The following is a 25204-nucleotide window of genomic DNA, read 5'->3' on the forward strand; positions in this document are numbered from 1 at the left end:
TTATTTTAATATCCTCAACAGTTTATCATCATTGGCATCCGGAAAACCTTTTCCATCAGTATTAGAAGTAATCACATAAAGATAACCATCAGGTCCCTGCACAACATCTCGGACACGTCCAATTCCACTCAGTATTGATTTTTGAGAACTCAAACCTTCTTCAAAATCTACTTGATACAGATTAGATGCCCTCATTGATGCCATGATAAAGGGGAAGTCAAAATCAAATTTGTCACCAGTGTAAAATAAAATTCCTCCCGGTTCTATACTAGGATCATAACAAAGGATAGCATCTTCAAAACTTTCATTGCCTGAGCATTGTTGCTCAGGCCAACCATAATTCTCACCTGCCAAAATCACATTAATTTCATCATTCTTTTCAGGTCCAAATTCTGCCACATACAAATTACCATCACCATCCCAAGTCATTCCTTGTGGATTTCTATGTCCTAATGAATACACAGGAGAATTTGAAAATGGATTATCATCCGGAATAGAACCATCATCGTTTAGTCTCAAAATTTTTCCAGACAAAGAATTCAGATCTTGTGGCAAATGTGAAGCATCAGATATAGTTCCAGTTCCCACATACAATTTTTCATCAGGACCAAATTTGATAAATCCACCATTTGTAAAAGAAGAACCAGGGATTTTATCAAATATCGTTTCTGCGTCTTGAAGTTTATTTTCAGATTCTGTAATTCGGAGTATTTTATTCCACAAGTTTCCATTTTCTTCATAAGTCAAAAATACATAGAGAAGGTGATTCTCTGAAAAATTTGGATGCAGTGTAATTCCTAACAGACCACCATCAAAAACATTAGCAGAACGTAATGCCGCAAGTGGGGATTCTAATTGTATATCATTTTCAATTACTCTGATAAAACCATCCTTTTCTGTTACAAAAATTAGATTATCAGAAACTGCAATTGAACGAGGTTTATCTAGATTTTCTGCCAAAATAACTACTGAGTCACTTTTAGAGTTAATGTTAGGTTCAGGTAAAGGAATAGGATCTGAAGGAGAAGCTAAAACAAATACAGAAAACACAACAGCAACAACAATTACTGCAATTGAAATTTTTTTGTCCATGAAAATTCAAGTTCTTCAATTCATATTAATTACTTTCAAGAATTCAATAAAGCGTATATACGGCTCGTGTTCATTTCTGGATTAGCGGGGTGGGGAAGCCAGACTATTTAGGGCTAGGTCATCCCGGCGGGCTCATAACCCGCAGTTCAGTAGTTCAAATCTACTCCCCGCTACTAATTTTGATAAACACAAAACCAAGGAAGAGATTTTTTGAAATTATTTGATTTGTTTGTGACACCTTGTCTTTGTCTAGGGCGTGTAAGATGTCTATGGGCAGAAATTTTTGGCAGATACAACTGTTTATCAATAGATCTGGGAATTTTTTCAGTTATTTTTCTTGGTGATTTTTTCCCACAACGAACGCATTGAAATCCTTGTCCTTTACCTTTAGATTTCATTTTTTTGTTGCATTTTTTGCAAGTTGGGTTTGATGTTATGAGTTGATTTTCAAGGGAAAGGATCTCAATAAATTCAAGATTAATAATTCGAGGGAAATTTTTTGAAGCTTTTCTAACTCCTCCGCCAACAGAGATTTTATCGCCTTTGATTAAATTTGATGCAATGACCGATATACCTGTTGGTTTGTAAACTGCACACCAAAATTCGTTATTGTTTGAGAGAATTTTGAAAAAAACATGGCCACCTTTTACAATTTTAGGTGAATTTGATACAACACCAGTCAATTTTCCAGATGCGTATGGCTTTAGAGTTTCAAAAGTAAGTTCATGTTTCAAATGATCACCTGTTCCTTGATTTGATTTAAAGATCATATAACCATCCAACCTTTCTTCACTTTTCAGAATCTTAGAAGCGTGAATCAATGAACCTACATTCTCTCCGCGAACACCAAAAAAAACAGGGTCTGGGCCATGAGGAGTAATCAAAACACGTCCTTTTTTTGTATCAAAACTATTGAAAGTGTCAGGATATGTTTTTTCTTGCATTTCTTTTACGCTTTTTATAGAAATTTTTCTTTCTTTTCCAAATTTTTGTTTTTTACGATAACTCAATAATTCCAATGTGTGATCATGAAAATCGTATCCTATTGCACCAATTGCTCCAACAAGTCCTTGTCCATTTCCTTTGTAAAAATATTCAAGATTGTTTTTTTTAGCAAATTTTTTTGCATTGTTTCTGTTAATCAATTGCCACAAAGCCAAGTCACTAAATTTTGTAAATTCAGAAGGAATAGACTCGCTTTCAAAAAATACCAACCCAGGATTTGCACCATTTTTAGTATCAGAATATTTTGAGACAAGATTTTTGATTTGCTTTTTTATTTTTGATGGTTTGCTAGTCTTAATTCTAATAGAAACAGCTCCGTTTCCACGAGTTTTCCATGGGATATTTGGATTAAATCGTACTAATCTTGGAAAATCAAGAAATTCTGTTTTTTGTTTTTTGAGTAAATCAACTACTTTGTACGCTAGAAAAGTAGTGCACATTCCTTTTGGGGAATCAGTATCGTCAAATCCAATGTTAAGAACAGTTTTTTTTACCACAATTTCTTTGGGTAATTCAGACATTTTTAGTTGTTGCAAGATGCAGTTGGTTTAAATTAATAAAATAACATTTCAAGCTAAATTGATAGTTATAGATGAAAGGAGGATTTTTCAGGAAATTGAGGAAAAAAATCCAGCATCAGTTTCATTAAATGGTCCAGATGGAATTCTGCCACAAGTGCAAGAGACAGCAAAAAACATAACAAAAAAATTTGGCATTCCAGCATATGTACTAGCTGACACCACTTGGGGGACTTGTGATTTGAACTCAAATGGTTCCAAAGTTCTAGGTGCAGAAATTCAATTTAACATAGGACACACCATTAACACAGAGACATATGAAAAAAACTTGATTCTCATCGATGCATACGATGATGTAGAGTTTGACAGTGTTGCAAAAAAATGTACCGACATATTGAAAGGAAAAACAATTTCGCTGGTTACAGATAGCCAACATCTACATCAAGTAGACAAAGTTGAAAAAATTTTGACAGAAAATGGAATTACAGTTAAGATTGGAAAAGGCAAAGGTCAGTTAAATGACGGACAGGTATTTGGTTGTGAGTTTTATCCTGCAACAGATCTCAAAAAAGAAGTTGATGCATATGTTTTCCTAGGACAAAGTAATTTTCATGCATCTGGAATCGCCTTGTCTACTAACTTACCAACGTATGTTCTAGATCCTTACTTTAATGAAGTAAGAGAAGTTACAGACTTTGCACAGAAGTTAAAAAAGAAAGCAACTCTTGCAATTTACAAAGCAGCTGAAGCAAAAACATTTGGAGTGATAGTGGGGCTAAAAGAAGGCCAACTATCAAAGGTATTTGCATTAAAAATTAAAGAAGAACTAGAAGCAGAAGGAAAAGAAGTCCAACTATTTGCACTTACAGATATCACAAATGACAGGTTAAGAAATCTAAAAGGAATTGATGCCTTTATTCAGGTAGCATGCCCACGTATTTCTACAGACAATCAATTTGACAAGCCGGTTTTATCTTCACCACAGGCAAATGCACTTTTAAAAATCCTGAGAAACGAAAGTATTGAAGGATATCTAGAAATTCCACATTGGTTATGACACTAGTTTCTGAAATCTAGAATCATTAGAAACGTTTTCAAATGATTTTGATTTTTTTGCTTTGATTTTGTATTGAACTCCTTGGGAGATTGCCTTTTCAAGTAAGATTAGTGAATCGTTAGTTTTAGAAAGCATTGCAAGATTACATGATTTATCAAATAAAACATCACCATTATCAGGATAGTCTTTTAAGATTTCATCACAACATGAAATGGAATCAGCATACTTACCCAGAGAAAACAGTATTCTTTCTTTGTGATACAATGCAATATTGTATTTTGGATTATGCTCCAAAATTTTATCACATAATGACAGGCCTTCAGTAAATTTGCCTTGTTTTCTAAAAGAGGAGATTTTGTTTACCAATACAGAAAGATCATCAGGGTGATTCTCAAGTGCAACATCATAACATTTCATGGCATTATCAAAATCTTTTAGTTTACTTAGGGCATATCCTTTATTGTTAAGAGAACTAAGATGTTTTGGGTTTTCATCTAGAATTTGATCATAATACGATATTGCCTCTTTGAACCTACCTTGTAAAAATAACCTGTTTCCTTCATCTAAGATAGAATTTGTTTTAGGATCATCCATCAAAAATCAGCTTGGTTTCATTATGATTTTTCCAAAAAGTCCTTTGCCTTTTAGCATTTTAGTATGAGCTTCAGCTGCTCTTTCAAGTGGAAAAACAGAATCAATAATAGATTTTATTTTTCCTTGAGACATCCAATAAAATCCCTGTTCAAGCTCAGCTCTTGTGCCTTGTGTTGAGCCTAAAATGTTGATACCTTTAAAGAAAATATGTCGCAGATCAGTTTTAGCATCATATCCAGTTGTAGCACCAGTAGTGACTACAGTTCCACCATAGTTTAGAAGAGTAAGTTCCTTGTTCCAATGGGTACCACCAATGTGCTCAAAAATTACATCAACTCCAGGTATATCCCCATATTGTTTTGGTATTTTTTTTGCAATTGATCTTACTTCTTTGTGCCAATCCTCTTTTCTGTGATCAACTGCATAATCAGCACCAAGTTCTAACAGTTTATCTAACTTATCAGGACTTGCAGTTGCAATTACAGTACAGCCAAAAAGTTTTGCAATCTGAATTCCATAGTTTCCAACACCAGAACTTCCACCCATTATCAAAACTAATTGTCCCGGTTGGATTTTTGCTCTACCAACTAACATATGCCAAGATGTTAACATAGTCATTGATGCAGCAGCTGCTTCATCATATGAAACGCTTTCAGGGATTTTTACGACATTTACTTCTGGAAGATGTGTATATTCACAATATCCACCCCAAAGAGGGCCCGTCTCAAATCCCCAGATAGTTCGTTTTTTGCAGTCATATTCTCTTCCATCCGTACATGCTTTGCAAACTCTACAAGACATGTTTCCATGAGAAACTACCCTATCACCAACTTTGATATTTTTCACATCACTTCCAATAGCAGTTACTTCACCTGCAGCATCAGTTCCAGAAATATGAGGTAGTGGAATTGCTAAAGGTTTGCCCCTCATTCCCCAGATATCATCATAATTTAGTGACGCAGCCTTTACTTTGAAGACTACTTCGTTTGATTTTGGTTCAGGAATCGGAATATCTTTAATTTTCAAAATTTTTGAAAAGTCGTCATCTGTGGTATATTCATCATAAACCAGAGCTTTCATGGTTTTTTTCATATTTTTGGAGATATATGATTTATCAAGATCATTTATGCCACAAACAATTATAATCATAAAAACAAGAATTTTAGCATGTCTGAAAATGCAACATTTCCAGGTGAGAAAATAGCATCTATTGAGGAATATGAGGCCGGATACAACGCTTTTGATGACGGAGACATGGTCAGAGCAGCAACAATTGGAGAAAAAGACATTGACAAAACCACCAGAACTGCAAACATCAAACATCCAAAAGATCTGTCCATACCTAAAGTAGGAGATGTCGTGATTGGAACAGTTGCAGCAGTAATGTCATCTATGATTGCAGTTTCAATTGACTACATAAATGGAAATCCCACTACATCAAAAGTAGAATGTGTATGCTCAACAAGAAACATTAGAAAAAGAAACATTGCACTTGTTAACGATATTGCAAAATTAAAAATTTTAAATCATCTTAATGGAACTATTCATGCAACTATTGATGAACCAAACTTGGGAGTACTATTTACAAAATGCCGAAAATGTGGTGGAAAAGTAGTTCCAATGAGGGATGCCATAAAATGTACTGAATGTTCTTGGATTGATGAAAGAAAACTATCTACAGACTTTGGCAAAAGTGATTTCGTTAAACTGAGAGAATAAAAAATGATTAATGTATCGTTCCAAGGTGAACGAGGTGCATATAGTGAAGCTGCTGCAAGATCATTCTTTAGTGAAGATATTGAAACGGTTTCATTTGCAACGTTTGCCGAAGTTTTAGATAGTACTACCAAAGATAAAACAGAATATTCAATTTTGCCTGTAGAGAACTCAATAGAAGGAAGTGTTGGAGAGAGTTATGATTTATTGTATTCAACATCACTAAATGTAACAGGTGAGGCATATCACAGAATAGAACATTGCCTTATTGGAACAGGTAAGATAGATGAGGTAGATACAGTTTATTCACATCCACAAGCCCTAGGTCAATGCAGAAAATTTGTTGAAGAACATAAAATGAAAACAATTCCTACATACGATACTGCAGGTAGTGTAAAAATAATCAAAGAGTTAAACGAGAAAAATTGTGCCTGCATTGCAAGCAAAACAGCCTCGACAATTTACGACGTCCCCATCATTGCAGAAAACATTGCAAACAATTTGAACAACTATACAAGATTTTTGATATTATCAAAAAAAGAATCAGCAATTACAGGAAACGACAAGACTTCGATAATTTTCTCAATAAAGCACGAACCTGGATCATTATACAGAATAATAGAGAATTTTCACAAAGATAATGTAAACTTGACAAAGATAGAGTCTAGACCTACTAGAACAAACACTTGGGAATACAATTTCTATGTGGATTTTGAAGGGCATCAAAAAGACTCTAAAATTTCAGAAATGTTAGAAAAAATCAAGCAAGATACATTATTTTTGAAAGTTTTGGGATCGTATCCTTCAGCAAAACTGAGCTAAAATCCTTTGGGCTTTCTTAATGTAAAGCCCATACTAAATCCGATAATCACCATTCCAGCAGTAATTACTACCAAGTGATATGTGAATAGAATTGGATCAACTGTAATATTCAGTGTTCCAACAATATGTAAATCAGTAGAACCAGTATTTTGTATATCTATCATTGTAATGCCATCTTCTAGATGAGTCCATTCTAGGGTAACTTTTTCAGAATGAGAGGTCATAGGAATTTGTAATCCGTCACCAGGGCTAGATAATTTAAGATCAAATTTATCACCAGTAATAGTCATTAGTTGTTTTCCGCCACTGTTGGCTCTGATTTGATAGGAAGTGGACTCGCCAATTCCAAATGTTTCATCAACTTCAACTGTTTGCAAACCAATGTCTGAAATTAATGAATACACACCTATTCCAATGATTGCGATACCAACAACTAATCCAATTATGGTTCGTTTTGATAACATGATTCAATCAATTCTGATACTGCTTAAAAAATTATCTACATTAAAGAGACATCATGAGGCTGACTCTCTGCAAATCCAGCTCTTGACATTTTGATAAATTCTGCATTTGCTTGCATTTGTGGAATTGTGTGGGCACCACAATAACTTAATCCTGAACGGACACCACCTGCCAATTGTTTTAGGATATCAGTAACTGTACCTTTGTATGGAACCATAGCTTCAACTCCTTCTGCAACATAGTCATTCAAATCATCATCAAGTGAGATTGAGCCGGTCTCTTTTGACTTTCTGCCAATAGAAGCTGCAAGAGAAGCCATTCCACGATAAACCTTGAATCGTTTACCATTTTTAGTCAAAACTGTACCAGGAGATTCATCAGTACCTCCAAGCATACTTCCAACCATTACAGAGGATGCACCAGCAGCTAATGCTTTTGTTGCATCACCAGATGTTCTTGTGCCACCATCAGAAATTATTGGAATACCATAATCATTTCCAATTTTTGCACAGTCCATTACTGCAGTTAATTGTGGAACACCAGAACCAGTAATTACTCTAGTAATACAAATTGAACCAGAACCTACACCAACTTTAACGGCATCAACGCCAGCCTTAATCAAATCCTCAGCACCATGAGCAGTTGCAATGTTGCCTGCAATTAATTCACAGTCAGGAAATGCCTTTTTGATGTTACGAACTGTACTAATTGCATTTTCACTATGACCATGTGCAATATCAACAACAAGAACATCTGCTCCTGCATCTAAGAGAGATTCACTTCTCTCTAAAAAGTCACCCTTAACACCAACTGCAGCGCCAACTAACGGTCTACCTTTCTTATCTTTAGATGCATTGGGATAATCAGTGTTATTTGTAATATCTTTACTGGTAATCAATCCTTTGATAATTCCAGCATCATCAACAATTGGTAGTTTTTCAATTCTATGTTTGTGTAAAATATTTTTTGCTTCATCCAAAGTAACTCCAGGTTTTGCAGTAACAACATCTTTTGTCATCACATCAGAAACTTTGCCATTTGAATTAGCAAAAAGTAAGTCTCTTTCAGTCACAATTCCTACTAGTTTAGAATTTGAATCAACAACCAATAAACCAGAAATTTCTTTATCTTCAGCATAATCCAAAGCATCTTGAATAGATTTGTCTGATGAAATAGAATATGGATTTTCAATCATAACACTGCCTGAACGTTTTACCTTTAGCACCTCATTTGCCTGCTCCTGAATCGTCAAAAATCTGTGGACAATCCCAATTCCTCCAGCACGGGCCATGGTTGCAGCCATAGCAGATTCAGTTACCGTATCCATATTTGCGCTGACAAAAGGAATGTTGATGGTAATATTTCGAGATAATTTTGTACTCAGATCGGTCTGACTTCTACTTGTAATATCTGAATATTTGGGTACAAGAAGAACGTCATCAAAAGTTAATCCTTCTTTGAATTCCAATGAAACCTTGTTAAGGAAGTTAAATATTGATTATAAGCCTTTGTGTTATTTTTTCAGATTTGATGCAATGATGACTGCTTCTTTTGTTGCTTTTACATTATGAGTGCGTATAATATCTGCACCATTAATTACAGAGATTACTTCAGCAGCAACTGAACCAAATAAGCGATCAGAAGGATTTTTTTTTTGTAAAAGTTCTCCAAGAAAAGATTTGTTTGAAACTGAGACAAGAATTGGATATTTTCCCTTTATAGAATTCAAATTTTGAATTATGGACAAGTCTCTTTTTACCCAATCAGTTTTGATTTTAGTAAAAAATGGCCCTTTTCCTTCTTTTCTAAAAAATCCAATTGATGGATCCAATACAATCTTTTTAGAAGAGATATTAGATTTTTTTGCGATCTTCAAACTGTCTTGCAGTAGTTTTTTGGTAACAGTTACATGATTTCCAGTTACAACTTTTGAATCAAAAGCACATAAAATCAGAGAGGGTGAAAATTCTGAAACAATATCCTTCATTCTCACATCATATTTCAATCCAGAAATATCATTGATAATGTCTACACCATACTCTAAGGCATCTTTGGCAGGTTTTGCCCTACAAGTGTCAACAGATATTGGAATATTAGATATGTTTTGAATTATTTTTACTGCTTCAATGATTCTCTTTGATTCAGTTTTCTCAGATATTGTTGTGGACAGATATGGTGCAGTGGACATACCACCCACATCAATAAAATCAGCACCATCATTTTCCATTTCTTTTATAGAATTTTTTATCTGATTTTTAGTGGTGTTGATAGATTTTTTGTAAAAGGATTCAGGACTAGTATTCAAAATACCCATAATACGGATTGGGTTTTTTCCACCCACACCCACATTAGCAATTCGAGTCACATAGTTTATCAAAAACTAATGCAATTTGAGTCATATGATGATTTCAGGTTGGAAAAAAGAATATTCGGATATTTTAAAAAAATTCAACTATGATCAGAAAAAAGACAAGGAATCAGCCATATTGTTAGATTCAATTCTCAAAAAATCAAAAGTTGATGAAAAAATTTACGATTTAATATATGGGAAAACTGTGTTCGTAATAGGTTCTGGTCCTTCATTATCATTTGCAATTCCAAAACTAAGGAATCTAAAAAAAGGAACAAAAATTGTAGCAGATAGTTCATTAAAACCACTGTTAGAAAATGGAATTATTCCAGAAATTGTTGTAACTGATTTGGATGGAGATGAGTCTTCATTAAGAAAAATTGCTAAAAAATCCATCTTTGTTGTTCATGCACATGGCGATAACATTGAAAAATTAAGTTTATCAAAAGAATTCAAAAAATGCATAGGGACTACACAGACAAAACCATTTAACAAAATACAAAACTTTGGAGGATTTACAGACGGAGACAGAGGAGTGTTTCTAGCGAGTCATTATGGTGCAAAAAAAATTATTCTGTTTGGAATGGATTTTGGAAATAGAATAGGAAAATTTTCCAATACAAAAAAATCAGAAAGAAAAATAAAATTGATGAAGTTAAAAAAAGGAAGATCACTTTTGGAATGGCTTGCAACCAATACAAAATCTGAATTATTTACCACATCAATGCAGATCAAGGGATTCAAAAAAATATCATACAAAGACCTGAATACCATAATTACCTAGAATGCATTTAATACCCATCTCCCATTTACTTAATTATGAAATTTTCAGAGGAACAAATGAAGGGCATCATTACTTTGAAAGAAAGTTTGATCGAACAAGTCGATAAACATCATGAAGCCATAAAGATTTTAGAAAAAGACATTACAATTTTGGATCTGTTTTTAAAAGAATCCAGCTTTACCAAAGCCTCACAATTAACACCCACAGAAAAAGTTGAACCTCAAGAATCAGTAGAGACAATCAAAGAAATAAAAAACTCAATTCCAATAAAACAAGGAAAAGATGGAAAAATTATTGCTAACGCATTTGTTACTCCTGAACAAGTATCAATAGTGTTAGATGACAATATTGAGATTAACGTCGATACACCTCCTTTCAAATCATTTTTCCTAGACAGAATAATAGGAGAAATGAAGAAGAAAGACTCAGCAGATGTGGAGAATGGAAAAATACAAAGAGAATCAATAATTGATTATATCATTAACAAAAACGGTTCAGACATTAGAGAAATTATTATCAAAAACTATAGACAAAAAGAAAGAATCAATGAATTAATCAATACAGCAGGATGGTCATTATCAAGGATGCTAGAAAATATCAACAAGTGATTATATGGATAAGATTGTAGTTTTAGATTTTGGATCGCAGTATAGCCACTTAATTTGTAGAAGAATCAGAGAATTTTCAGTGTACGCTGAACTAGTTCCTTATGATATAAGTTATGAAGAGTTACAAAAACACAATCCGAAAGGAATAATTTTTTCAGGAGGGCCATCTAGTGTTTATAATTCGGATGCACCAGTTCCAGAAAATAAAATCTTTGAAATGAATTTACCATTACTTGGAATTTGTTATGGCCATCAACTAATTGTTAACAAATATGGTGGTAAAGTAAAAAGGGCAAACAAAGAGTATGGCTCATCATTACTTACAATTGACAATGACAAAGATTTGCTAAATGGTATTGGTGAATCAGTTAGAGCATGGATGAGTCATGGTGATGAAGCAGAAGAAATTCCTCCAGGTTTTCAGGTTATAGGACACACTGAAAGTGCAAAAGCAGCAGCAATAGCATCATCTGAAAAATCTGTGTATGGAATTCAATTTCATCCGGAAGTTGTTCACACAGAACAAGGTACAGAGATTCTCAAGAATTTTGTTTTAAAAGTCTGTGGAGCAAAACAAGATTGGACCATGGAGGGTTTTATTGATTCTGCAGTAGAAAAAATCTCAAAAATTGAAGGAAATGTACTTTGTGGGGTTAGTGGAGGCATAGATTCTACTGTAGCAGCATTGTTAATTCACAAAGCCATTGGAGACAGACTCAAGTGTGTTTTTGTAAATAATGGATTACTAAGATTAAATGAAGAAACAGAAATTGAAACAATGTTCAAAGATAATTTTAACGTGAATTTTACATCAATTAATGCAGTAGACAAATTTCTTGGAAAACTCAAAGGAGTAGAAGACCCTGAGAAAAAGAGAAAGATTGTAGGAGAGGAATTCATTAATGTTTTTACAGAATTTGCTGAAAAAAATGGCCCATTCAAATGGCTGGCACAAGGAACTCTTTATCCAGATGTAATTGAAAGTGGAGTTTCAAAAGGACCTGCAGATGTTATAAAATCACATCACAATGTAGGTGGATTACCTGACTGGCTTAATTTGGAAATTTTAGAACCGTTAAGAGAATTATACAAAGATGAAGTAAGAATGATTGCAAAAATTCTTGAAGTTCCAGAAAAACTTTTCATGAGACATCCATTCCCAGGTCCAGGATTAGCTGTTAGAATTATTGGAGAAGTTACACCAACAAAGCTACAGATTGCCAAAGTTGCAAGTAAAATTGTAGAAGATGAATTAGTAGAAGCTGGCATATATGGAAAAGTATGGCAAGCCTATGCCGCAGTAGGAGATGACAGAGCAGTAGGAGTTGTTGGAGATGAACGCAGATATGGAAATATAGTAATGATCAGAGTTGTAGATTCAATTGACGCAATGACTGCAGATTGGACAAGATTACCACATGGACTTTTAGAAAAGATGAGTAACAGAATAACAAATGAAATTGAAGATGTAACATGGGTCACATATACAATTTCAAGTAAGCCTCCAGCAACAATTGAGCCCCAATAGGTGAAAAATTTGGAATATGAAAAAATTTGTGATGAAATTTTAGAGTGTGATAAAAAAATCAGATATGTTGGAGTGTATGATTATGGCGAATTACATGACAAAATGCGTACAGGGACAGATAGTTATCTATCAAAAGAAGAAACAGAATTATCTTTATCTCAAGCAGTCTATCGCTGGTCAACACGTAAAAAAATATCAGATAAAATTGGGAAACCAGTTTTTGCATTAGCGAAATATGAAAAGATCTATAGAGTAACAATTCCTATTGGTGGTGCTGGATTAATTTTGATTAGTGCAGAATTAGATGCAGATGTAAATGGGATAGTAGAAAAAATTTTAAAAATCAAAAATAAATACTCGTAATATTTGTGATGAATATGGATTTTCATGTCTTTGATACATATGTTAAAGCAAAAGATGGCCATACAATGCATTTTGATGTAGTTACTGATAACAGCAATGTAGAAAAAGCAATTTCCTTTGCAAAAGAATGGCTCAATACAATTGGAGAAGGGGATTCCAAAGTTACAACTGAAGAATGTAAATTTTGTCACACACAATCTGTTCCTGAAGACATTGAAATTGAGATAATGACTAACGGTTATTTCATTTCAAAGATGGAAGGATGTCCTGAATAATTAATTGAGTAAAGCAGCACCATAGACGCCAGCAGAATCACCTAATTTATTTTTCAAAATAGGAGTATCAACTAAATCTGAAAATACTTTTTCATAAACTGATTTTTTTCCTTCTGTGTACAAGAAATCAATATTTGATAAGCCGCCTCCAAGAACAATTGCATCGGGATCCAAGATATCAATAACATTTGCTAGTCCAAATCCAAAATTCTCCAAAAACTCATTTTTCCATTTTTGAGCAACATCACCATCAATATTAGAAAGGATTTCAGGCATGGATTTTTTTTCTCCTGTCATGATTTCCCATCTTTTCTCCAATGCTGGACCGCTAATGTAGGTCTCCACACAACCAGTTTTTCCACAATAACACGGATTTCCATTACGATGTAAAGTATGATGTCCCCATTCTCCTGCAATGTTGGTTCTTCCTGAATGAAGTTTTCCATTAATAGAAATCCCGCCACCAACACCAGTTCCCATTATTACACCAAAAACAGAAGCAAACTTTTTTGCCGCACCCAGTTTAGATTCGGCCATTACAAAACAATTTGCATCATTTTCCATAGAGATTTTTTTGTGTAGTTTTTCTTCTAGATCTTCTTTTAGAGGTTTTCCAATTAGACATTGAGTGTTGCTGTTTTTTATCAATCCAGTTTGTTTTGAAATTGCTCCAGGAGTGCAAATCCCTAAAGAAAAATCTGAAACATCACTTGTGATTTCTGAAACTAGATTTGAAATTGTATCAATTATTTTATGATAATTTTCTTGTGGAGTAGGAACTCTTTTTCTTTCTAAAACATATAATGAATCATCTAGTAAAATTGCTTCAATCTTTGTTCCACCTAAATCAACACCTAATTTGTACAACAATGATTTAAGAAGATTAGAATGCTTAAGTTTTAATTGATTATCCCATTGGAGGCATGCCACCGGCACCGCCTGATCCACCAGATACTGCAATTACATCATCAATTCTAAGAATCATACATGCTGCTTCTGTTGCAGATTTGATAATCTGTTCTTTAACAGCAACTGGTTCTACAACATCAATAGAAAGCATATCTGCAATCTTTGTGTTTTTAGCGTCAATACCAGTCCACTTGCGACCTTGATTTTGTTTTGCTCTCAAGTTAGCCATTGTATCAATTGGATCCATTCCTGCATTTTCAGCAATTGTTAATGGAATCACCTCTAATGCTTCAGCATATTTCTTAATTGCAAGTTGTTCTCGTCCGTCAAAATTATCAGCCCAATCCTTGAGTTGTGAGGCTGCAAATGCTTCTGGTGCACCTCCACCTGCCACAATCTCTGGTTTTTCAATTACATCTTTTACTACCATAAGAGAGTCATGTATAGAGCGGTCAACTTCATCAATTACTCTTTGAGAACCACCGCGAATCAACATTGTTACAGATTGTGGATGTTTGCATCCTTCTATGAATACCCATTTATCAGATTCAACTTTCTTTTGGTGAACCAAATTAGCAGAACCTAGATCTTTTTCAGATAGATCATCAATGTTGCTAATTACACGACCGCCAGTAGCTTTTCCTAGTTTAATCATATCACTTTCTTTTACACGTCGTACTGCCATGATTCCGTTTTTGGCAAGATAATGTTGTGCAATATCATCAATTCCTTTTTGGCAGATTAAGACATTAACTCCAATATCATGTAGTTTGTCAACCATTGCCTTTAACATTCTATTTTCTTCTTCCAAGAACATCTGCATTTGAGTTGGATCTGAAATTCTAATTTCAGAACTCATTTCAGTTTTTTCAATTTCAAGTGCAGAGTTAAGTAAAGCAATTTGTGCCTTGTCAATTTTGGTAGGCATTCCACTATGGACAATTTCTTTATCTAAAACAATTCCTTTAACAATTTGTGTGTCTTGGATTGAACCACCAGATTTCTTTTCGACCTTGATATTTTCAAGATCAACAGAATAATCTTCACCTTTCTTAGTAACAATACTAAGAATGGCATCAACTACAATTTTTGATAGTATGTCACTATCTTCTGAAATTAATTTAGACTGCATACTTGTTGTAGCAATTTTAATGAGTGATTCTCTATCATCAGGTTTGATTTTCTTTGATAATTCAGAGTAAATTTCAAGAGTTTTTTCTGCTGCTGCTTGATAACCGTCAATAATTGTTGAGGAATGAACATCTTTTTTGAGAAGTTCTTCAGCTTTAGCTAAAAGTGTACCTCCAAAAATGACAGAAGAAGTTGTACCGTCACCAACTTCATTATCAACGGTTTTTGAAATCTCAACCATCATTTTGGCTGCTGGATGTTGAACATCAATTTCTTTGAGAATTGTTGCACCATCATTTGTTATAGTAACATCACCTAAAGAATCAACTAACATTTTATCAAGGCCTCTAGGCCCAAGACTGCTTTTTACTAATTCTGCAACTAATTTTGCTGCTGCAATATTGTTTTGTTGAGCATCCTTACCTTTTTGTTGTAACGCACTCTCTTTGAGTACCAAAACAGGTCCATTTGGTCCTTGTTGAATTGATGCCATTTAGATTCAGCTTCAATCCGCTGAATCCCCCTTTTTAACATTACTTAGTTGATCGGTGAGATGTAGCTTCGGTTTTTCACATCAACAATACCTCCTGAAAGAATTCTAACAGAAGGTAAGGCCAAGAAAGGCAAGAATAACGGTATTAGATGAGGTCTGGAAAATTTACATCCAGAATCAACAAGAGAATTGTTGATATTTTCAAAATTAGTTGAAACTTTTTCAAAAGAATCTGTTGAAACAATACCTGCAAATTGCAAAGGCAACGAAGCAATAACCTTACCAGATTTTACTACAACAAGACCTCCTTGATTTTTAATTATATGATTTGAGGCAAATGCCATATCAGAATCATTTGAACCAATGACAATCATATCATTTTCATGAAAACTCCAAGTTGACGCAAACGCTCCAATATCAGCTCCAAAATTTTCAAGAAAGCCGATAGAATGCCTATTTGTTCCACAAGTTCTATCAAAAGCTGCAACTTTCCATATATCAGAATCTAAAGATGCGGAAACTAGATTATCTTTTGATTGGAGTTGAGACGAATTCAGTTTTGTAATAATTTCTGTTTGCATAAAAATAGTATTTGCCATAACATCTTTCTTTTTAGATTTTATTTGAAAATCATCTTTTGAGAATTTCTTGAGTTTGACAGTGTTTTTGATCCAAGAAGGTATTACTTTTTTCTTTATTGGAGAAACAACTTTTCCGTTTGACACTACAAGTTTTCCTCCTACAAACACGGTTTTAGGTTTGAAGGATTTCAAATCATCGAAAATCAAAATATCAGCCAACTTACCAGGTGCAATTCCACCTAGATCTTTTCCCATGTTATAATAGTCAAAGTTGTTTTTTGATGCCATAGCTACTGCATCAATTGGATCTAAGCCAAGTTTGATTGATTCACGAATACAATGATCAATATGGCCAAATTTTGAAATATCGTTTGGATCAAGGCCATCTGAACAAAACATCAATCGGTTAAGATACGTCCCATGAGATAAAACTCGTGGGATAATTTCTTTCAAATCACGTCTAATAGAACCTTCTCGGATCATGATCCACATTCCAAGACGTAATCTCTCTAACACTTGATCAAAATTAATTGGTTCATGACAAGAAAGAATCCCAGATGAAACATATGCATTGAGTTTTTTTTCACTTGCACCCGCAGTATGACCGTTAATTATGCAATCACATTCCAACATTGTTGAAAGGGATTTCATTGTTTTTGGTTCGCGAAGAGTAACTTTTGTCCAAGAAAAAACTTCACCCATTCCAAGAACATGAGGATGTTTTATTGCGGCCTTTTCTTGGGACAGAGTAAGAGTCTTACTGTTACTAAATTTTGCATCAACAGGTAATCCACCAGGTACAACTTGGAAAATCCTTACAGGAAGATCTTCCCCTAGTTTTAAAAATTCTTGAAAGCCCTTGTATCCTGCTACACTAACAACATCAATAGGATCAGAAAAAAGTGAGGTTACACCACAAAGAATAGCTTGTTTTGCAAATTCTGATGGAAGAACAAATTGATCAATATGTAGATGTGGATCTGCAAATCCAGGACTAACATACTTGTTTTTAATATCAATGACTTTAGTTTTAGGACCTTGTGCATGTGTTGCATCGGGCCCAACATATGCAATTCTATCACCAGTTATTGCAATTTGAGTTTTAGGGATAATTTCTCTTGTATAAACAGACAATAAGTTACAGTTTTTTAAAACAAGATCTGCCTTTTTTTCACCCATAGATACAGAATTCAAGGATGAGATCGAATTTGCTAGGCTCGAAGTCACAATTTTGGATGGGTTTTGCACCTATTATAGATTCAATGCTTAAATTACGGTTGAGAAGGTTTTGTTGGTATGAACATACCAAAGGTGATCCGAAAGTATTGTGCAAAATGTAAGACACATACTGAACAGAAGGTCTCCATTTACAAGGCTGGAAAAAGGCGTGGTTCTGCAAGAGGTGAACGCAGACATGCTGAGCGTAAACATGGGTATGGTGGGCAAAAATTCCCAAAACTAGCAAAGCCAGCCAAAGTTACAAAGAAAGTTACTCCTATTATGACATGTACCGTATGTAAAAAGAAATACAATAAACTAGGTGTAAGAATTAAGAAATTTGAGTTGGTGGCAGCATGAAAAAAGATCACATTGAGATTCCAAAACCATCAAGTAAATTCCAAAAAATTAATTGTAATGAATGTGGCGAACTGCAAATAGTTTATTCCCATGCATCAACACAAATTGCATGCAATTCATGTGGAAACACAATTGCAGAAGCAACAGGTTCTAAAGCAAAAATTAATGGTAAAATCTCAGGCAGTGCTGAGTAAATCATAATCTTGTTTAGTATTTAGATTAAGTGCAATTCTTTTATCATCAAGTATTATGTAATTTTCTTCTAAATTTTCAAGTGAATTAATTTTTTTAGAATTTATCAATGAAATTCCTGTAAAATGACATTTTTGTTCATTATGAGTTATTGAATAATTAGATTGAATTCCAATGGATGTTAGTAGTTTATCAGTAACAAGAACACTTGTCCAAATTTTTTGGGGATCATACTGGTTTACAATTGTTTGAATGACTTTCTTGTCTAACAAGGGCATGTCACCAGATGTGACTAAAATTGAATCATTGAATTTTTGTAATGCCAAATTTAGATCTTCAACATAACCTATTCCAGAAGTATCAAAAATTTCAATATTATTTTCTTCTAGTAATTTTTTTGTTTTAGGTGAATTTGGACTAGTAACTGCAACAATTTTAGAAAAACAGTTTGAATTTTTTAATGAATCAATGACATGAAGAACAATGGGCTTTTTGTATTCTAGTAATAATTTTTCATTATCTAAATTCATGCGAGTGCCTTTGCCACCTGCCATAACAATGCCAATCATATTGATACAAACACCATCAAGGAAGCTAATCTTGTAAGTTCATTTGTAGCACCAATTACATCTCCAGTTATTCCACCAAAACTTCGAGTAGATATTCCCAACAGGAATAATGTCAAAGTGACTGTAACTCCAAGCATTATCAATCCAGTAGTCTCACCAATTACCACCACAGGAATAAGCATGATGATAAAAGCGGCACCTAATTTTTTCTTGTCTTTCATAATATGTACAAAGGGAGAACTTGAGCCCGATATAGCAGAGTTGCCCAAACTTGCCATAAGCACCATGGAAAATTTGGCTAGAATTTCACTGATCAGAACTGCCTTAAACAAATCAAATCCGCTAGTAAGGGATATTGTGACAATCAACCCAACAAGATACAAAACAAGTCCTACAATTCCAGCTGAACCAGTAGATAGATCTTTCATTGCTTTGATTTTTTTTTCTTTTGTTCCTTTTACCATAAGTCCATCTGCAAAATCAGCTAATCCATCAGCATGATGTATACCAGTAACAATTGCAATAGATGCAACAACTAACAAACTAACAAGCAGTGGATCTAAAAAGAAAGACAAGCCAAATCCAATTGAACCAATTAAAAGTCCAATTGCAATTCCAACAATAGGAAAAACGTACATGTATTTTGCAATGTTTTCTAAAGTTGCACTTGATGAAGGAAATATTGTCAAGAAAGAAAAGACATAACCTATTTCCTTAAGCATGAATCCACCATCCAATTAATGTTAAAACAGTAATAATTGGAACAATTACAATTCCAAAGAAAAGAATTGAAGTTAATTTCATTATAGATATTGCAGAACGTACATGTTCTTTTGTAAGAGTAATTTCACCATCACCTAATTTGTAATGATTTATTTTTTCAAATTTGGTTCCAAGTGCTCCGGCTAATGCAGCCATAGGATATCCTGCGTTTGGACTTTCAGTTTTTTTACCATCACGAATCATTGTCTTGTAAGATTCTTTCCAATTATTTTGTAAAAGGGCAGACGAGATAATCATTACAAATCCAGTAAGTCTTGATGGAATGTAATTTAATACAGTATCACATGTAGCAGCAAACCATCCTAAATTTTTGAAAATATCAGTTTTGTATCCTATCATAGAGTCAGCAGTATTGATTATTCTATACATAAATGCGCCAGGTAATCCAAAAATTGCATAATAAAACAAAGGACCAGTTATTCCATCGACAGTATTTTCACTTACACTTTCAAGTACGCCTGAAATAATATGATTTTTGTCTAAATTAGAGGTATTTCTCTTAACAATCATAGATAAATTGGCTCTGGCAGAATCCAAATTATCCATCTCAAGGGACTTTACAACTGCCATGGCATAACGTTCCATTCCTTTTATTGCAATAGTAGTCTTTAGCAATAAGATTCCAACTACAACTGAAACTACCAAGGTTATCCAATCAGTTGTAAGGAATGAAATTCCAAGATCCAAGATCAAAAGCAACGTAACAACAACCCCAATAGGAATGCTAACTACAAATATTCCACCAAGTTTTTCAATTTTTTATTTTCGTTTTGTCCAAGTGGAGTCAATTTAGCAATTAGTCCACCAATCCAAGCAGTTGGATGATACTTATTCTTTGGATCACCAAATGCAAAATCAAGTATCAATGCAAACCCTACAACTATCAAAGACTCTAAAATCATTTTATCATCATCTCAATTGTTTTAATATCTAAATTATTTTTTACAGTTTTTGCCAGTTTGTCTAGTTCTTTATCTATTTTTGAGATATTATTTTTAGTCCATGTAATTTGTTTTGCTTTGACATTAAGTGAATCTTCTTCAGGGAGATTCATTTTCATCATGGGAATAGTCCCAATAATAGGGATCTTTGTAAGTTGTTTTATTTTTCTAAATCCTGGTTTTAGGACATTAATGTCTCCTCTAAATTTATTTAATACAAATCCTTTTACCAATTTTTTATATTTTTTTTCAATTAAGGCCATAGTACCAATCAAACTTGCAAATGAACCGCCTTTGTCAATATCTGAAACCAAAAATACAGATGCATTTGCTTTTTGAGCAATTTGCATATTTGCAATATCATATTTTTGTAAATTAATTTCAGCTGGAGAACCTGCACCTTCCAAGATTACCAGATCATAGTTTCTTTTGAGTTTTGATAATGAAGTAGTAGCTGCTTTGATTCCTTTTGATTTTACAAATTTTGTATAGTAATCTTTTGCATGCATTTTCTTGTAATATTTTCCATTAAGGTAAACTGCACTATAGTAATTTCCCAAAGGTTTGAGCATTATGGGGTTCAAGTCAGGTTCGATTGGGCACTTTGCAGCAATAGCTTGAATTGCCTGAGCACGAGAAATCTCAAAATCAGGAGTGGTATAACCAAAATTAGACATATTTTGGGATTTGAATGGAGCTACACGGTATCCTTTTTGTTCAAAAATTCTACACAATGCTGCAACTAACGTTGTTTTTCCAGCACCAGAAGATGTGCCCTGAATCATCAAAGACTTCATGCTATTGCCTCCATAGCAGATACAAGTTTTAGATTATCTTTATGAGATTTTACTGCAATTCGAATATAGTGATTGTTTAATCCACGGAAATTTTTACAATCACGAATCAATATTTTATGTTTTAATAATTTTTTTTGAATTTTTGTTGAATCTTGTTTTGTTTTTATTAAAATAAAATTTGTTGAAGAGTCATGACATTCAAAGCCAGTAATTTTAGCAATTTTCTTTTTTAGAAAAGTTGATTCTTTTTTAATAAGTAACTTTGATTTTGTAAGGTGTGATTTATTTTTAATTGCAGTAATTCCTGCTTCTTGAGCTAATGCATTAACACTCCAAGGAATTTTTATTTTTTTTAAAATTTCAATTATAGTTTTTGAACCAACACCATATCCAATTCTGATTCCCGCTAATCCAAATGATTTTGTTAATGATCTTAAAACAAAGAGATTATCATATTTTTTTACTAAATTTATTATAGATTGATCTGATTCAGGTACCAATTCAATAAAACACTCATCAACAAATACAAAACTGGATTTATTTTTTGCAGCTAAGATTATTTTTGTTATTTGTTTTTTTGACAATATAGTTCCAGTTGGATTATTTGGATTACATACAAAAACACAGCCATTCATAGGAATTTTTGAAATGAATGAATCTATATTTTCAGAAAGATTCATTGTTTTAAAAAAAGTAAATTTACAATCAACAAGTCTTGATGCAGATTCATATTCACTAAAAGTTGGAGTTGGAATTAAAACATGCTTTTGAGATAGAAATGAATTACAGAAGTTATAGAGTATTTCAATTGCGCCATTGCCAACAACTATGTGAGAATCTGATAATCCAATGTATTTTTTGAGGCTGGAGATTAAGTTGATTGAATTTGTGTCAGGATAATGCTCCATTTTATCTAGTCTTTTTTTTATAGCAGATTTTACGGATGAGGGCATTCCTGCAGGACTAGTATTTGAGCTAAAATCTAAGACATCAATCTGTTGATTTCCTCTAGAAAATCTACCCCCATGAGATATTGGGTGGTGTTTGATAATGCTTGTTTTTGTCCGAATTTTCACATTACAAAGTAGGAACAGGCGATATAGTATCTTTTGGTAATATGAATAACGATTATTAATTGAAACCAATCAATAGTTTATTCATGGAGAAGAAAAGAGTTGCAATTATAGGGGTTACAGGTTCAGTAGGACAAGAATTCGTACAATCTTTGAATAACCATCCATGGTTTGAGGTGACTCAAATTGCAGCCTCAGAGCGTTCAGCAGGCAAAAATTATCTTGATGCTATTAGAAATGAAGGCGGAATTATCATGTGGGATGTTGGGGGAGAAATTCCAGAATATATCAAATCAATGAATGTTAAAACAATTGACGATCTTGATACATCACAATTAGACCTAGTATTTTCAGCAGTTGAGTCAGTTGCTGCAAGAGACATTGAGACTAAAATGGCAGCAGAATTACCAGTAATCTCAACTAGTTCTGCATACAGATACGAAGAAGATGTTCCAATTCTCATCCCAGGTGTAAATGATGACCAAGTTGAATTACTTGAAATTCAAAAGAAAAATCGTAACTGGAAAGGGTTTGTAGCACCACTACCAAACTGTACAACTACAGGTTTGGCAATTACACTAAAACCATTACTTGAAAAATATGGCGCAAAAAAGGTCATGATGACTTCAATGCAAGCAATTTCAGGTGGTGGAAAGTCGGGAGTATCAGCAATGGGAATTACAGACAACATCTTGCCATACATTCCAAAAGAAGAAGGAAAAGTCAGGCTAGAAACAAGAAAAATCTTAGGAAAACTAAAAGACGGTAAAATCGAAGATGCAGACATCAAAGTTAGTTGTACATGTACCAGAGTTCCAGTAATTGATGGACATACAGAATCAGTCTTTGTTGAAACCTCTGAAGATATTGATCCAGCTAAAGCAAAAGAGCTTTACAATAATTGCAATAAAGAAATATCAGTTGAAGGATTGCCATCAGCTCCAAAAGAATACTATGCGTTCCACGAGGATCCAACAAGACCTCAGCCAAGAATGGAAAGAGAAGTTGGTGGTGGAATGACCACAACAATTGGAAGAGTAGAAAGAGAAGAATTGTTTGATAAGGGACTCAAATACATGTTATTCTCACACAACAAAAAAATGGGTTCAGCAAAAGGTGCAGTGTTATTAGCTGAAATGTTATACAAAAAAGGCAAGATCTAGATTTTTTTTGCAATTTTTTCAATAATAACTTTATAAGAACCAGAAATCTAGAACGACTCAGGTGTTTTAGACGGCAAAAGTAGACGAGCTAGATCTTCAGATTTTATCAGAATTATCTAACGATGCATCTATTTCTGTTCCACGTTTATCAAAAAAAATCAATGTAAATTCATCAGTAGTATATTCAAGAATTAAGAGATTAGTGAAAAGAAAGTTAATTGAACGATTTACAATTGTTGTAAATGATGCTGAATTAGGATACAATGTCAAAGCATTAACCGGAATTAACATGGATACAAAAAACGTGATCATATAATTTCAGAATTATTCAAGATTGACGGAGTAAGAGAAGTGGCAGAAGTTACTGGAAGATTCGATATTCTAGTTACAATGTATTCAAAATCACTAGATCAGATGCATAAAATGGTCTCAGAGAAAATAGGAAGAATAGAAGGCATTCAGTCTTCAGAATCCTTTATTGAGATGAAATCCCGTGCCAAAGCAATGCCATATATGCCATCAAAGGATAGTGACTAGTATTGCAAAAACAAAAGTCAGAATCCAGAGTTGCAGTATACTATGAGCTAACAAAGCCAAAGATATGGTATTTGTTAGTATTTACCGCATTTGGGGCTGCTTTAACAGCATCCAATATTTATGGAATTGAGATTGCCCCATCTACATGGGCACTAATGTTATTTTCAGTTGCAGCAGGTTCTGCTGCAGCAAATACTTTGACAAATTATCACGATAGAGATATTGATGCAATAATGGAAAGAACAAAAGGCAGACCACTCCCATCAAAAAGAATCTATCCTGCAGTAAAAGCACGTAATTTTGGATTAGCATTAGCTGGAATTTCATTAGTATTAGCATTTGGAATTTCATTTACAACTACATTAGAACAGGGAATATGGGCAACTGCATTCATAGCATTTGGATTACTAAACAACGTTCTAGTATACTCATATGCACTAAAACGAAATTCAAGAACTAATATAATTTTAGGAGGATTATGTGGAGGTTCACCACCAATGATTGGATGGGTTGCAGTTACAATGTCAGACCTATGGACTATGGGACTTGCAATGGCAGGACTAGTATTCATCTGGATTCCAATGCATATTTGGGCATTAACATTACATTTCAAAGATGATTATAACAAAGTAAATGTTCCAATGTTAACAGCAGTTCAATCAGAAAAAACATCCGCAAGAGCAATTGCAGGTTCAACAGTAGTCATGGTATTGTTTTCAATTGCACCATTTTTCATAACAACACAAAGTGGGGAAGAAATGGTAGGAGGTGTTTATCTATGGACTGCAATTGCATCAGGTGCTTTGATGATTGCATTGTCAATATGGGTAATAGTAAAACCTATGGAAAAAGCGTCATGGACATTGTTTAAGTTTTCTAGTCCATATTTGGCAGTACTGTTTATTGCATTAATGGTAGATTCTGCATTATAATATACTGCTTTTTTCATCCAAACTGTTAAGCTCTTTTGTAATGGTAGTATGTTTTTCAACTAATTCTTCAATTTCTTTTTGTAAATCAGTTGAATTCCATTTTGATGAGATTAAAGAAGATAGTTTTGCAACAATACTCCACTGAACATTATTTTGTTCATCAATTAATTCTAAGAAGCGTTTTCCCTTCTCATCATCATTCATAATTTTGATGAAATTGATCAGTGATAAAAATCTGTAGCAGGTAATAATATAATTTCAAAGTTTTATTAAGAATTTGTCAAATGTTTAATCATTATGCAATGCAGTATTTCAGAATGCAATTCAAAAGCAGTTCAAACAGTAAAGATC

The 25204-nt window shown here is 33.6% G+C and carries 28 protein-coding genes, 1 tRNA gene and 1 pseudogene; 14 read left to right on the forward strand and 16 right to left on the reverse strand.

Translation table 11 applies throughout. The annotated features are described in order from the left end of the window. Window positions 1–1092 (reverse strand): PQQ-dependent sugar dehydrogenase, encoded by a 1092-nt coding sequence (locus tag NKOR_RS08445; RefSeq protein WP_014963934.1) that lies wholly within the window; start codon window positions 1090–1092, stop codon window positions 1–3. Between the two features lie 83 nt (window positions 1093–1175). On the opposite strand from NKOR_RS08445, the gene NKOR_RS08450 reads away from it, so the two are divergent. After that, window positions 1176–1265 (forward strand) — tRNA-Met (locus NKOR_RS08450). Here NKOR_RS08450 and NKOR_RS08455 read toward each other — a convergent pair. Next, a complete protein-coding gene (locus tag NKOR_RS08455; RefSeq protein WP_014963936.1) occupies window positions 1266–2618 on the reverse strand; it encodes a tRNA(Ile)(2)-agmatinylcytidine synthase in 1353 nt (450 codons plus the stop codon). A 58-nt stretch (window positions 2619–2676) separates the two neighbouring features. On the opposite strand from NKOR_RS08455, the gene dph2 reads away from it, so the two are divergent. Then, window positions 2677–3672, forward strand: coding sequence for a diphthamide biosynthesis enzyme Dph2 (gene dph2, locus NKOR_RS08460; protein ID WP_014963937.1), 996 nt, complete (start codon window positions 2677–2679; stop codon window positions 3670–3672). Here the strand turns inward: dph2 and NKOR_RS08465 are convergent. Then, window positions 3667–4266, reverse strand: a complete 600-nt coding sequence (locus NKOR_RS08465; RefSeq protein ID WP_014963938.1) for a tetratricopeptide repeat protein — start codon at window positions 4264–4266, stop codon at window positions 3667–3669. The genes dph2 and NKOR_RS08465 overlap by 6 nt on opposite strands. Window positions 4267–4272: 6 nt before the next feature. Then, window positions 4273–5346, reverse strand: coding sequence for a zinc-binding dehydrogenase (locus NKOR_RS08470; protein WP_026089907.1), 1074 nt, complete (start codon window positions 5344–5346; stop codon window positions 4273–4275). Between the two features lie 87 nt (window positions 5347–5433). Here NKOR_RS08470 and NKOR_RS08475 point away from each other — a divergent pair, with 87 nt between their 5' ends. Together NKOR_RS08475 and pheA are read left to right on the forward strand one after the other, a co-directional pair. Continuing rightward, complete coding sequence (locus NKOR_RS08475; RefSeq protein WP_014963940.1) at window positions 5434–5985, forward strand: exosome complex RNA-binding protein Csl4; 552 nt, start codon at window positions 5434–5436, stop codon at window positions 5983–5985. 3 nt (window positions 5986–5988) lie between these two features. Beyond that, a complete protein-coding gene (pheA, locus tag NKOR_RS08480) occupies window positions 5989–6804 on the forward strand; it encodes a prephenate dehydratase (RefSeq protein WP_014963941.1) in 816 nt (271 codons plus the stop codon). Here pheA and NKOR_RS08485 read toward each other — a convergent pair. From NKOR_RS08485 to folP, 3 genes are read right to left on the reverse strand one after another with little or no spacing between them, the layout of a single operon-like run. After that, on the reverse strand, window positions 6801–7268 hold the full coding sequence (locus NKOR_RS08485; RefSeq protein ID WP_014963942.1) for a hypothetical protein: 468 nt from the start codon (window positions 7266–7268) through the stop codon (window positions 6801–6803). The two genes, pheA and NKOR_RS08485, sit on opposite strands and share 4 nt — an antisense overlap. Window positions 7269–7303: 35 nt before the next feature. Further along, on the reverse strand, window positions 7304–8734 hold the full coding sequence (gene guaB, locus NKOR_RS08490) for an IMP dehydrogenase (protein WP_014963943.1): 1431 nt from the start codon (window positions 8732–8734) through the stop codon (window positions 7304–7306). A 45-nt stretch (window positions 8735–8779) separates the two neighbouring features. After that, on the reverse strand, window positions 8780–9631 hold the full coding sequence (gene folP / locus NKOR_RS08495) for a dihydropteroate synthase (RefSeq protein ID WP_014963944.1): 852 nt from the start codon (window positions 9629–9631) through the stop codon (window positions 8780–8782). A 34-nt stretch (window positions 9632–9665) separates the two neighbouring features. Here folP and NKOR_RS08500 point away from each other — a divergent pair, with 34 nt between their 5' ends. From NKOR_RS08500 to NKOR_RS08520, 5 genes are read left to right on the forward strand one after another with little or no spacing between them, the layout of a single operon-like run. After that, window positions 9666–10400 (forward strand): 6-hydroxymethylpterin diphosphokinase MptE-like protein, encoded by a 735-nt coding sequence (locus NKOR_RS08500; RefSeq protein WP_016939495.1) that lies wholly within the window; start codon window positions 9666–9668, stop codon window positions 10398–10400. A gap of 35 nt (window positions 10401–10435) precedes the next feature. Beyond that, window positions 10436–11008 carry a hypothetical protein gene (locus NKOR_RS08505; RefSeq protein ID WP_014963946.1) on the forward strand — a complete coding sequence of 191 codons (573 nt, stop codon included), beginning with the start codon at window positions 10436–10438 and terminating at the stop codon, window positions 11006–11008. Window positions 11009–11012: 4 nt separating this feature from the next. Next, window positions 11013–12536, forward strand: a complete 1524-nt coding sequence (guaA, locus tag NKOR_RS08510) for a glutamine-hydrolyzing GMP synthase (RefSeq protein WP_014963947.1) — start codon at window positions 11013–11015, stop codon at window positions 12534–12536. Then, window positions 12537–12899: a hypothetical protein gene (locus NKOR_RS08515; RefSeq protein WP_014963948.1), complete on the forward strand. Its 363-nt coding sequence runs from the start codon at window positions 12537–12539 to the stop codon at window positions 12897–12899. A 14-nt stretch (window positions 12900–12913) separates the two neighbouring features. Further along, window positions 12914–13174 carry a DUF2024 family protein gene (locus NKOR_RS08520; protein WP_014963949.1) on the forward strand — a complete coding sequence of 87 codons (261 nt, stop codon included), beginning with the start codon at window positions 12914–12916 and terminating at the stop codon, window positions 13172–13174. Here the strand turns inward: NKOR_RS08520 and NKOR_RS08525 are convergent, their stop codons facing one another. From NKOR_RS08525 to NKOR_RS08535, 3 genes are read right to left on the reverse strand one after another with little or no spacing between them, the layout of a single operon-like run. After that, window positions 13175–14044 (reverse strand): ROK family protein, encoded by an 870-nt coding sequence (locus NKOR_RS08525; protein WP_016939497.1) that lies wholly within the window; start codon window positions 14042–14044, stop codon window positions 13175–13177. 37 nt (window positions 14045–14081) lie between these two features. After that, window positions 14082–15707, reverse strand: coding sequence for a thermosome subunit beta (gene thsB / locus NKOR_RS08530; RefSeq protein WP_014963951.1), 1626 nt, complete (start codon window positions 15705–15707; stop codon window positions 14082–14084). 44 nt (window positions 15708–15751) lie between these two features. Beyond that, a complete protein-coding gene (locus NKOR_RS08535; protein WP_014963952.1) occupies window positions 15752–17467 on the reverse strand; it encodes an adenine deaminase in 1716 nt (571 codons plus the stop codon). A 117-nt stretch (window positions 17468–17584) separates the two neighbouring features. Between NKOR_RS08535 and NKOR_RS08540 the strand changes: the two genes are divergently transcribed. Together NKOR_RS08540 and NKOR_RS08545 are read left to right on the forward strand one after the other, a co-directional pair. Next, window positions 17585–17866, forward strand: coding sequence for a 50S ribosomal protein L44e (locus tag NKOR_RS08540; RefSeq protein ID WP_012215962.1), 282 nt, complete (start codon window positions 17585–17587; stop codon window positions 17864–17866). After that, window positions 17863–18060 (forward strand): 30S ribosomal protein S27e, encoded by a 198-nt coding sequence (locus tag NKOR_RS08545; RefSeq protein ID WP_014963953.1) that lies wholly within the window; start codon window positions 17863–17865, stop codon window positions 18058–18060. Before NKOR_RS08540 ends, NKOR_RS08545 begins: the two co-directional genes overlap by 4 nt. On the opposite strand, the gene NKOR_RS08550 is transcribed toward NKOR_RS08545, so the two are convergent. The 5 genes and pseudogenes from NKOR_RS08550 to NKOR_RS08570 all read right to left on the reverse strand — a co-directional run bounded on the left by NKOR_RS08550 (window position 18043) and on the right by NKOR_RS08570 (window position 22224). Continuing rightward, window positions 18043–18627 carry an NTP transferase domain-containing protein gene (locus tag NKOR_RS08550; protein ID WP_014963954.1) on the reverse strand — a complete coding sequence of 195 codons (585 nt, stop codon included), beginning with the start codon at window positions 18625–18627 and terminating at the stop codon, window positions 18043–18045. The genes NKOR_RS08545 and NKOR_RS08550 overlap by 18 nt on opposite strands. Further along, window positions 18624–19349: an adenosylcobinamide-GDP ribazoletransferase gene (cobS, locus tag NKOR_RS08555; protein WP_014963955.1), complete on the reverse strand. Its 726-nt coding sequence runs from the start codon at window positions 19347–19349 to the stop codon at window positions 18624–18626. The genes NKOR_RS08550 and cobS overlap by 4 nt, the downstream gene beginning before the upstream one ends. Next, window positions 19342–20312, reverse strand: a pseudogene (locus NKOR_RS08560) (cobalamin biosynthesis protein). Before NKOR_RS08560 ends, cobS begins: the two are co-directional and overlap by 8 nt. Next, window positions 20309–21148 (reverse strand): cobyric acid synthase, encoded by an 840-nt coding sequence (locus NKOR_RS08565; protein WP_014963956.1) that lies wholly within the window; start codon window positions 21146–21148, stop codon window positions 20309–20311. Before NKOR_RS08565 ends, NKOR_RS08560 begins: the two are co-directional and overlap by 4 nt. Beyond that, a complete protein-coding gene (locus NKOR_RS08570) occupies window positions 21145–22224 on the reverse strand; it encodes a pyridoxal phosphate-dependent aminotransferase (protein ID WP_014963957.1) in 1080 nt (359 codons plus the stop codon). Before NKOR_RS08570 ends, NKOR_RS08565 begins: the two co-directional genes overlap by 4 nt. 83 nt (window positions 22225–22307) lie before the next feature. Between NKOR_RS08570 and asd the strand changes: the two genes are divergently transcribed. The 3 genes from asd to cyoE all read left to right on the forward strand — a co-directional run bounded on the left by asd (window position 22308) and on the right by cyoE (window position 24853). Continuing rightward, entirely contained in the window at window positions 22308–23384 is a 1077-nt protein-coding gene (asd, locus tag NKOR_RS08575) for an aspartate-semialdehyde dehydrogenase (RefSeq protein ID WP_014963958.1), read from the forward strand. 351 nt (window positions 23385–23735) lie between these two features. Next, complete coding sequence (locus tag NKOR_RS10700; RefSeq protein ID WP_016939844.1) at window positions 23736–23921, forward strand: Lrp/AsnC ligand binding domain-containing protein; 186 nt, start codon at window positions 23736–23738, stop codon at window positions 23919–23921. A gap of 2 nt (window positions 23922–23923) precedes the next feature. After that, window positions 23924–24853 (forward strand): heme o synthase, encoded by a 930-nt coding sequence (gene cyoE / locus NKOR_RS08590; protein WP_014963960.1) that lies wholly within the window; start codon window positions 23924–23926, stop codon window positions 24851–24853. Here the strand turns inward: cyoE and NKOR_RS08595 are convergent. Continuing rightward, entirely contained in the window at window positions 24848–25057 is a 210-nt protein-coding gene (locus tag NKOR_RS08595) for a hypothetical protein (RefSeq protein WP_014963961.1), read from the reverse strand. The two genes, cyoE and NKOR_RS08595, sit on opposite strands and share 6 nt — an antisense overlap. Window positions 25058–25204 lie beyond the last annotated feature (147 nt).

It is taken from the genome of Candidatus Nitrosopumilus koreensis AR1 (genome assembly GCF_000299365.1).
Classification (GTDB): Archaea; Thermoproteota; Nitrososphaeria; order Nitrososphaerales; family Nitrosopumilaceae; genus Nitrosopumilus; species Nitrosopumilus koreensis.

What these genes read in the sequence shown, in the direction of transcription:
- NKOR_RS08445 (WP_014963934.1), bottom strand. Translation starts at nt 1,092, where the DNA reads ATGGACAAAAAAATTTCAATTGCAGTAATTGTTGTTGCTGTTGTGTTT.
- NKOR_RS08455 (WP_014963936.1), bottom strand. Translation starts at nt 2,618, where the DNA reads ATGTCTGAATTACCCAAAGAAATTGTGGTAAAAAAAACTGTTCTTAAC.
- NKOR_RS08465 (WP_014963938.1), bottom strand. Translation starts at nt 4,266, where the DNA reads ATGGATGATCCTAAAACAAATTCTATCTTAGATGAAGGAAACAGGTTA.
- NKOR_RS08470 (WP_026089907.1), bottom strand. Translation starts at nt 5,346, where the DNA reads ATGAAAGCTCTGGTTTATGATGAATATACCACAGATGACGACTTTTCA.
- NKOR_RS08475 (WP_014963940.1), top strand. Translation starts at nt 5,434, where the DNA reads ATGTCTGAAAATGCAACATTTCCAGGTGAGAAAATAGCATCTATTGAG.
- pheA (WP_014963941.1), top strand. Translation starts at nt 5,989, where the DNA reads ATGATTAATGTATCGTTCCAAGGTGAACGAGGTGCATATAGTGAAGCT.
- NKOR_RS08485 (WP_014963942.1), bottom strand. Translation starts at nt 7,268, where the DNA reads ATGTTATCAAAACGAACCATAATTGGATTAGTTGTTGGTATCGCAATC.
- NKOR_RS08500 (WP_016939495.1), top strand. Translation starts at nt 9,666, where the DNA reads ATGATGATTTCAGGTTGGAAAAAAGAATATTCGGATATTTTAAAAAAA.
- NKOR_RS08505 (WP_014963946.1), top strand. Translation starts at nt 10,436, where the DNA reads ATGAAATTTTCAGAGGAACAAATGAAGGGCATCATTACTTTGAAAGAA.
- guaA (WP_014963947.1), top strand. Translation starts at nt 11,013, where the DNA reads ATGGATAAGATTGTAGTTTTAGATTTTGGATCGCAGTATAGCCACTTA.
- NKOR_RS08520 (WP_014963949.1), top strand. Translation starts at nt 12,914, where the DNA reads ATGGATTTTCATGTCTTTGATACATATGTTAAAGCAAAAGATGGCCAT.
- thsB (WP_014963951.1), bottom strand. Translation starts at nt 15,707, where the DNA reads ATGGCATCAATTCAACAAGGACCAAATGGACCTGTTTTGGTACTCAAA.
- NKOR_RS08535 (WP_014963952.1), bottom strand. Translation starts at nt 17,467, where the DNA reads ATGGGTGAAAAAAAGGCAGATCTTGTTTTAAAAAACTGTAACTTATTG.
- NKOR_RS08540 (WP_012215962.1), top strand. Translation starts at nt 17,585, where the DNA reads ATGAACATACCAAAGGTGATCCGAAAGTATTGTGCAAAATGTAAGACA.
- NKOR_RS08545 (WP_014963953.1), top strand. Translation starts at nt 17,863, where the DNA reads ATGAAAAAAGATCACATTGAGATTCCAAAACCATCAAGTAAATTCCAA.
- NKOR_RS08550 (WP_014963954.1), bottom strand. Translation starts at nt 18,627, where the DNA reads ATGATTGGCATTGTTATGGCAGGTGGCAAAGGCACTCGCATGAATTTA.
- cobS (WP_014963955.1), bottom strand. Translation starts at nt 19,349, where the DNA reads ATGCTTAAGGAAATAGGTTATGTCTTTTCTTTCTTGACAATATTTCCT.
- NKOR_RS08565 (WP_014963956.1), bottom strand. Translation starts at nt 21,148, where the DNA reads ATGAAGTCTTTGATGATTCAGGGCACATCTTCTGGTGCTGGAAAAACA.
- asd (WP_014963958.1), top strand. Translation starts at nt 22,308, where the DNA reads ATGGAGAAGAAAAGAGTTGCAATTATAGGGGTTACAGGTTCAGTAGGA.
- NKOR_RS08595 (WP_014963961.1), bottom strand. Translation starts at nt 25,057, where the DNA reads ATGAATGATGATGAGAAGGGAAAACGCTTCTTAGAATTAATTGATGAA.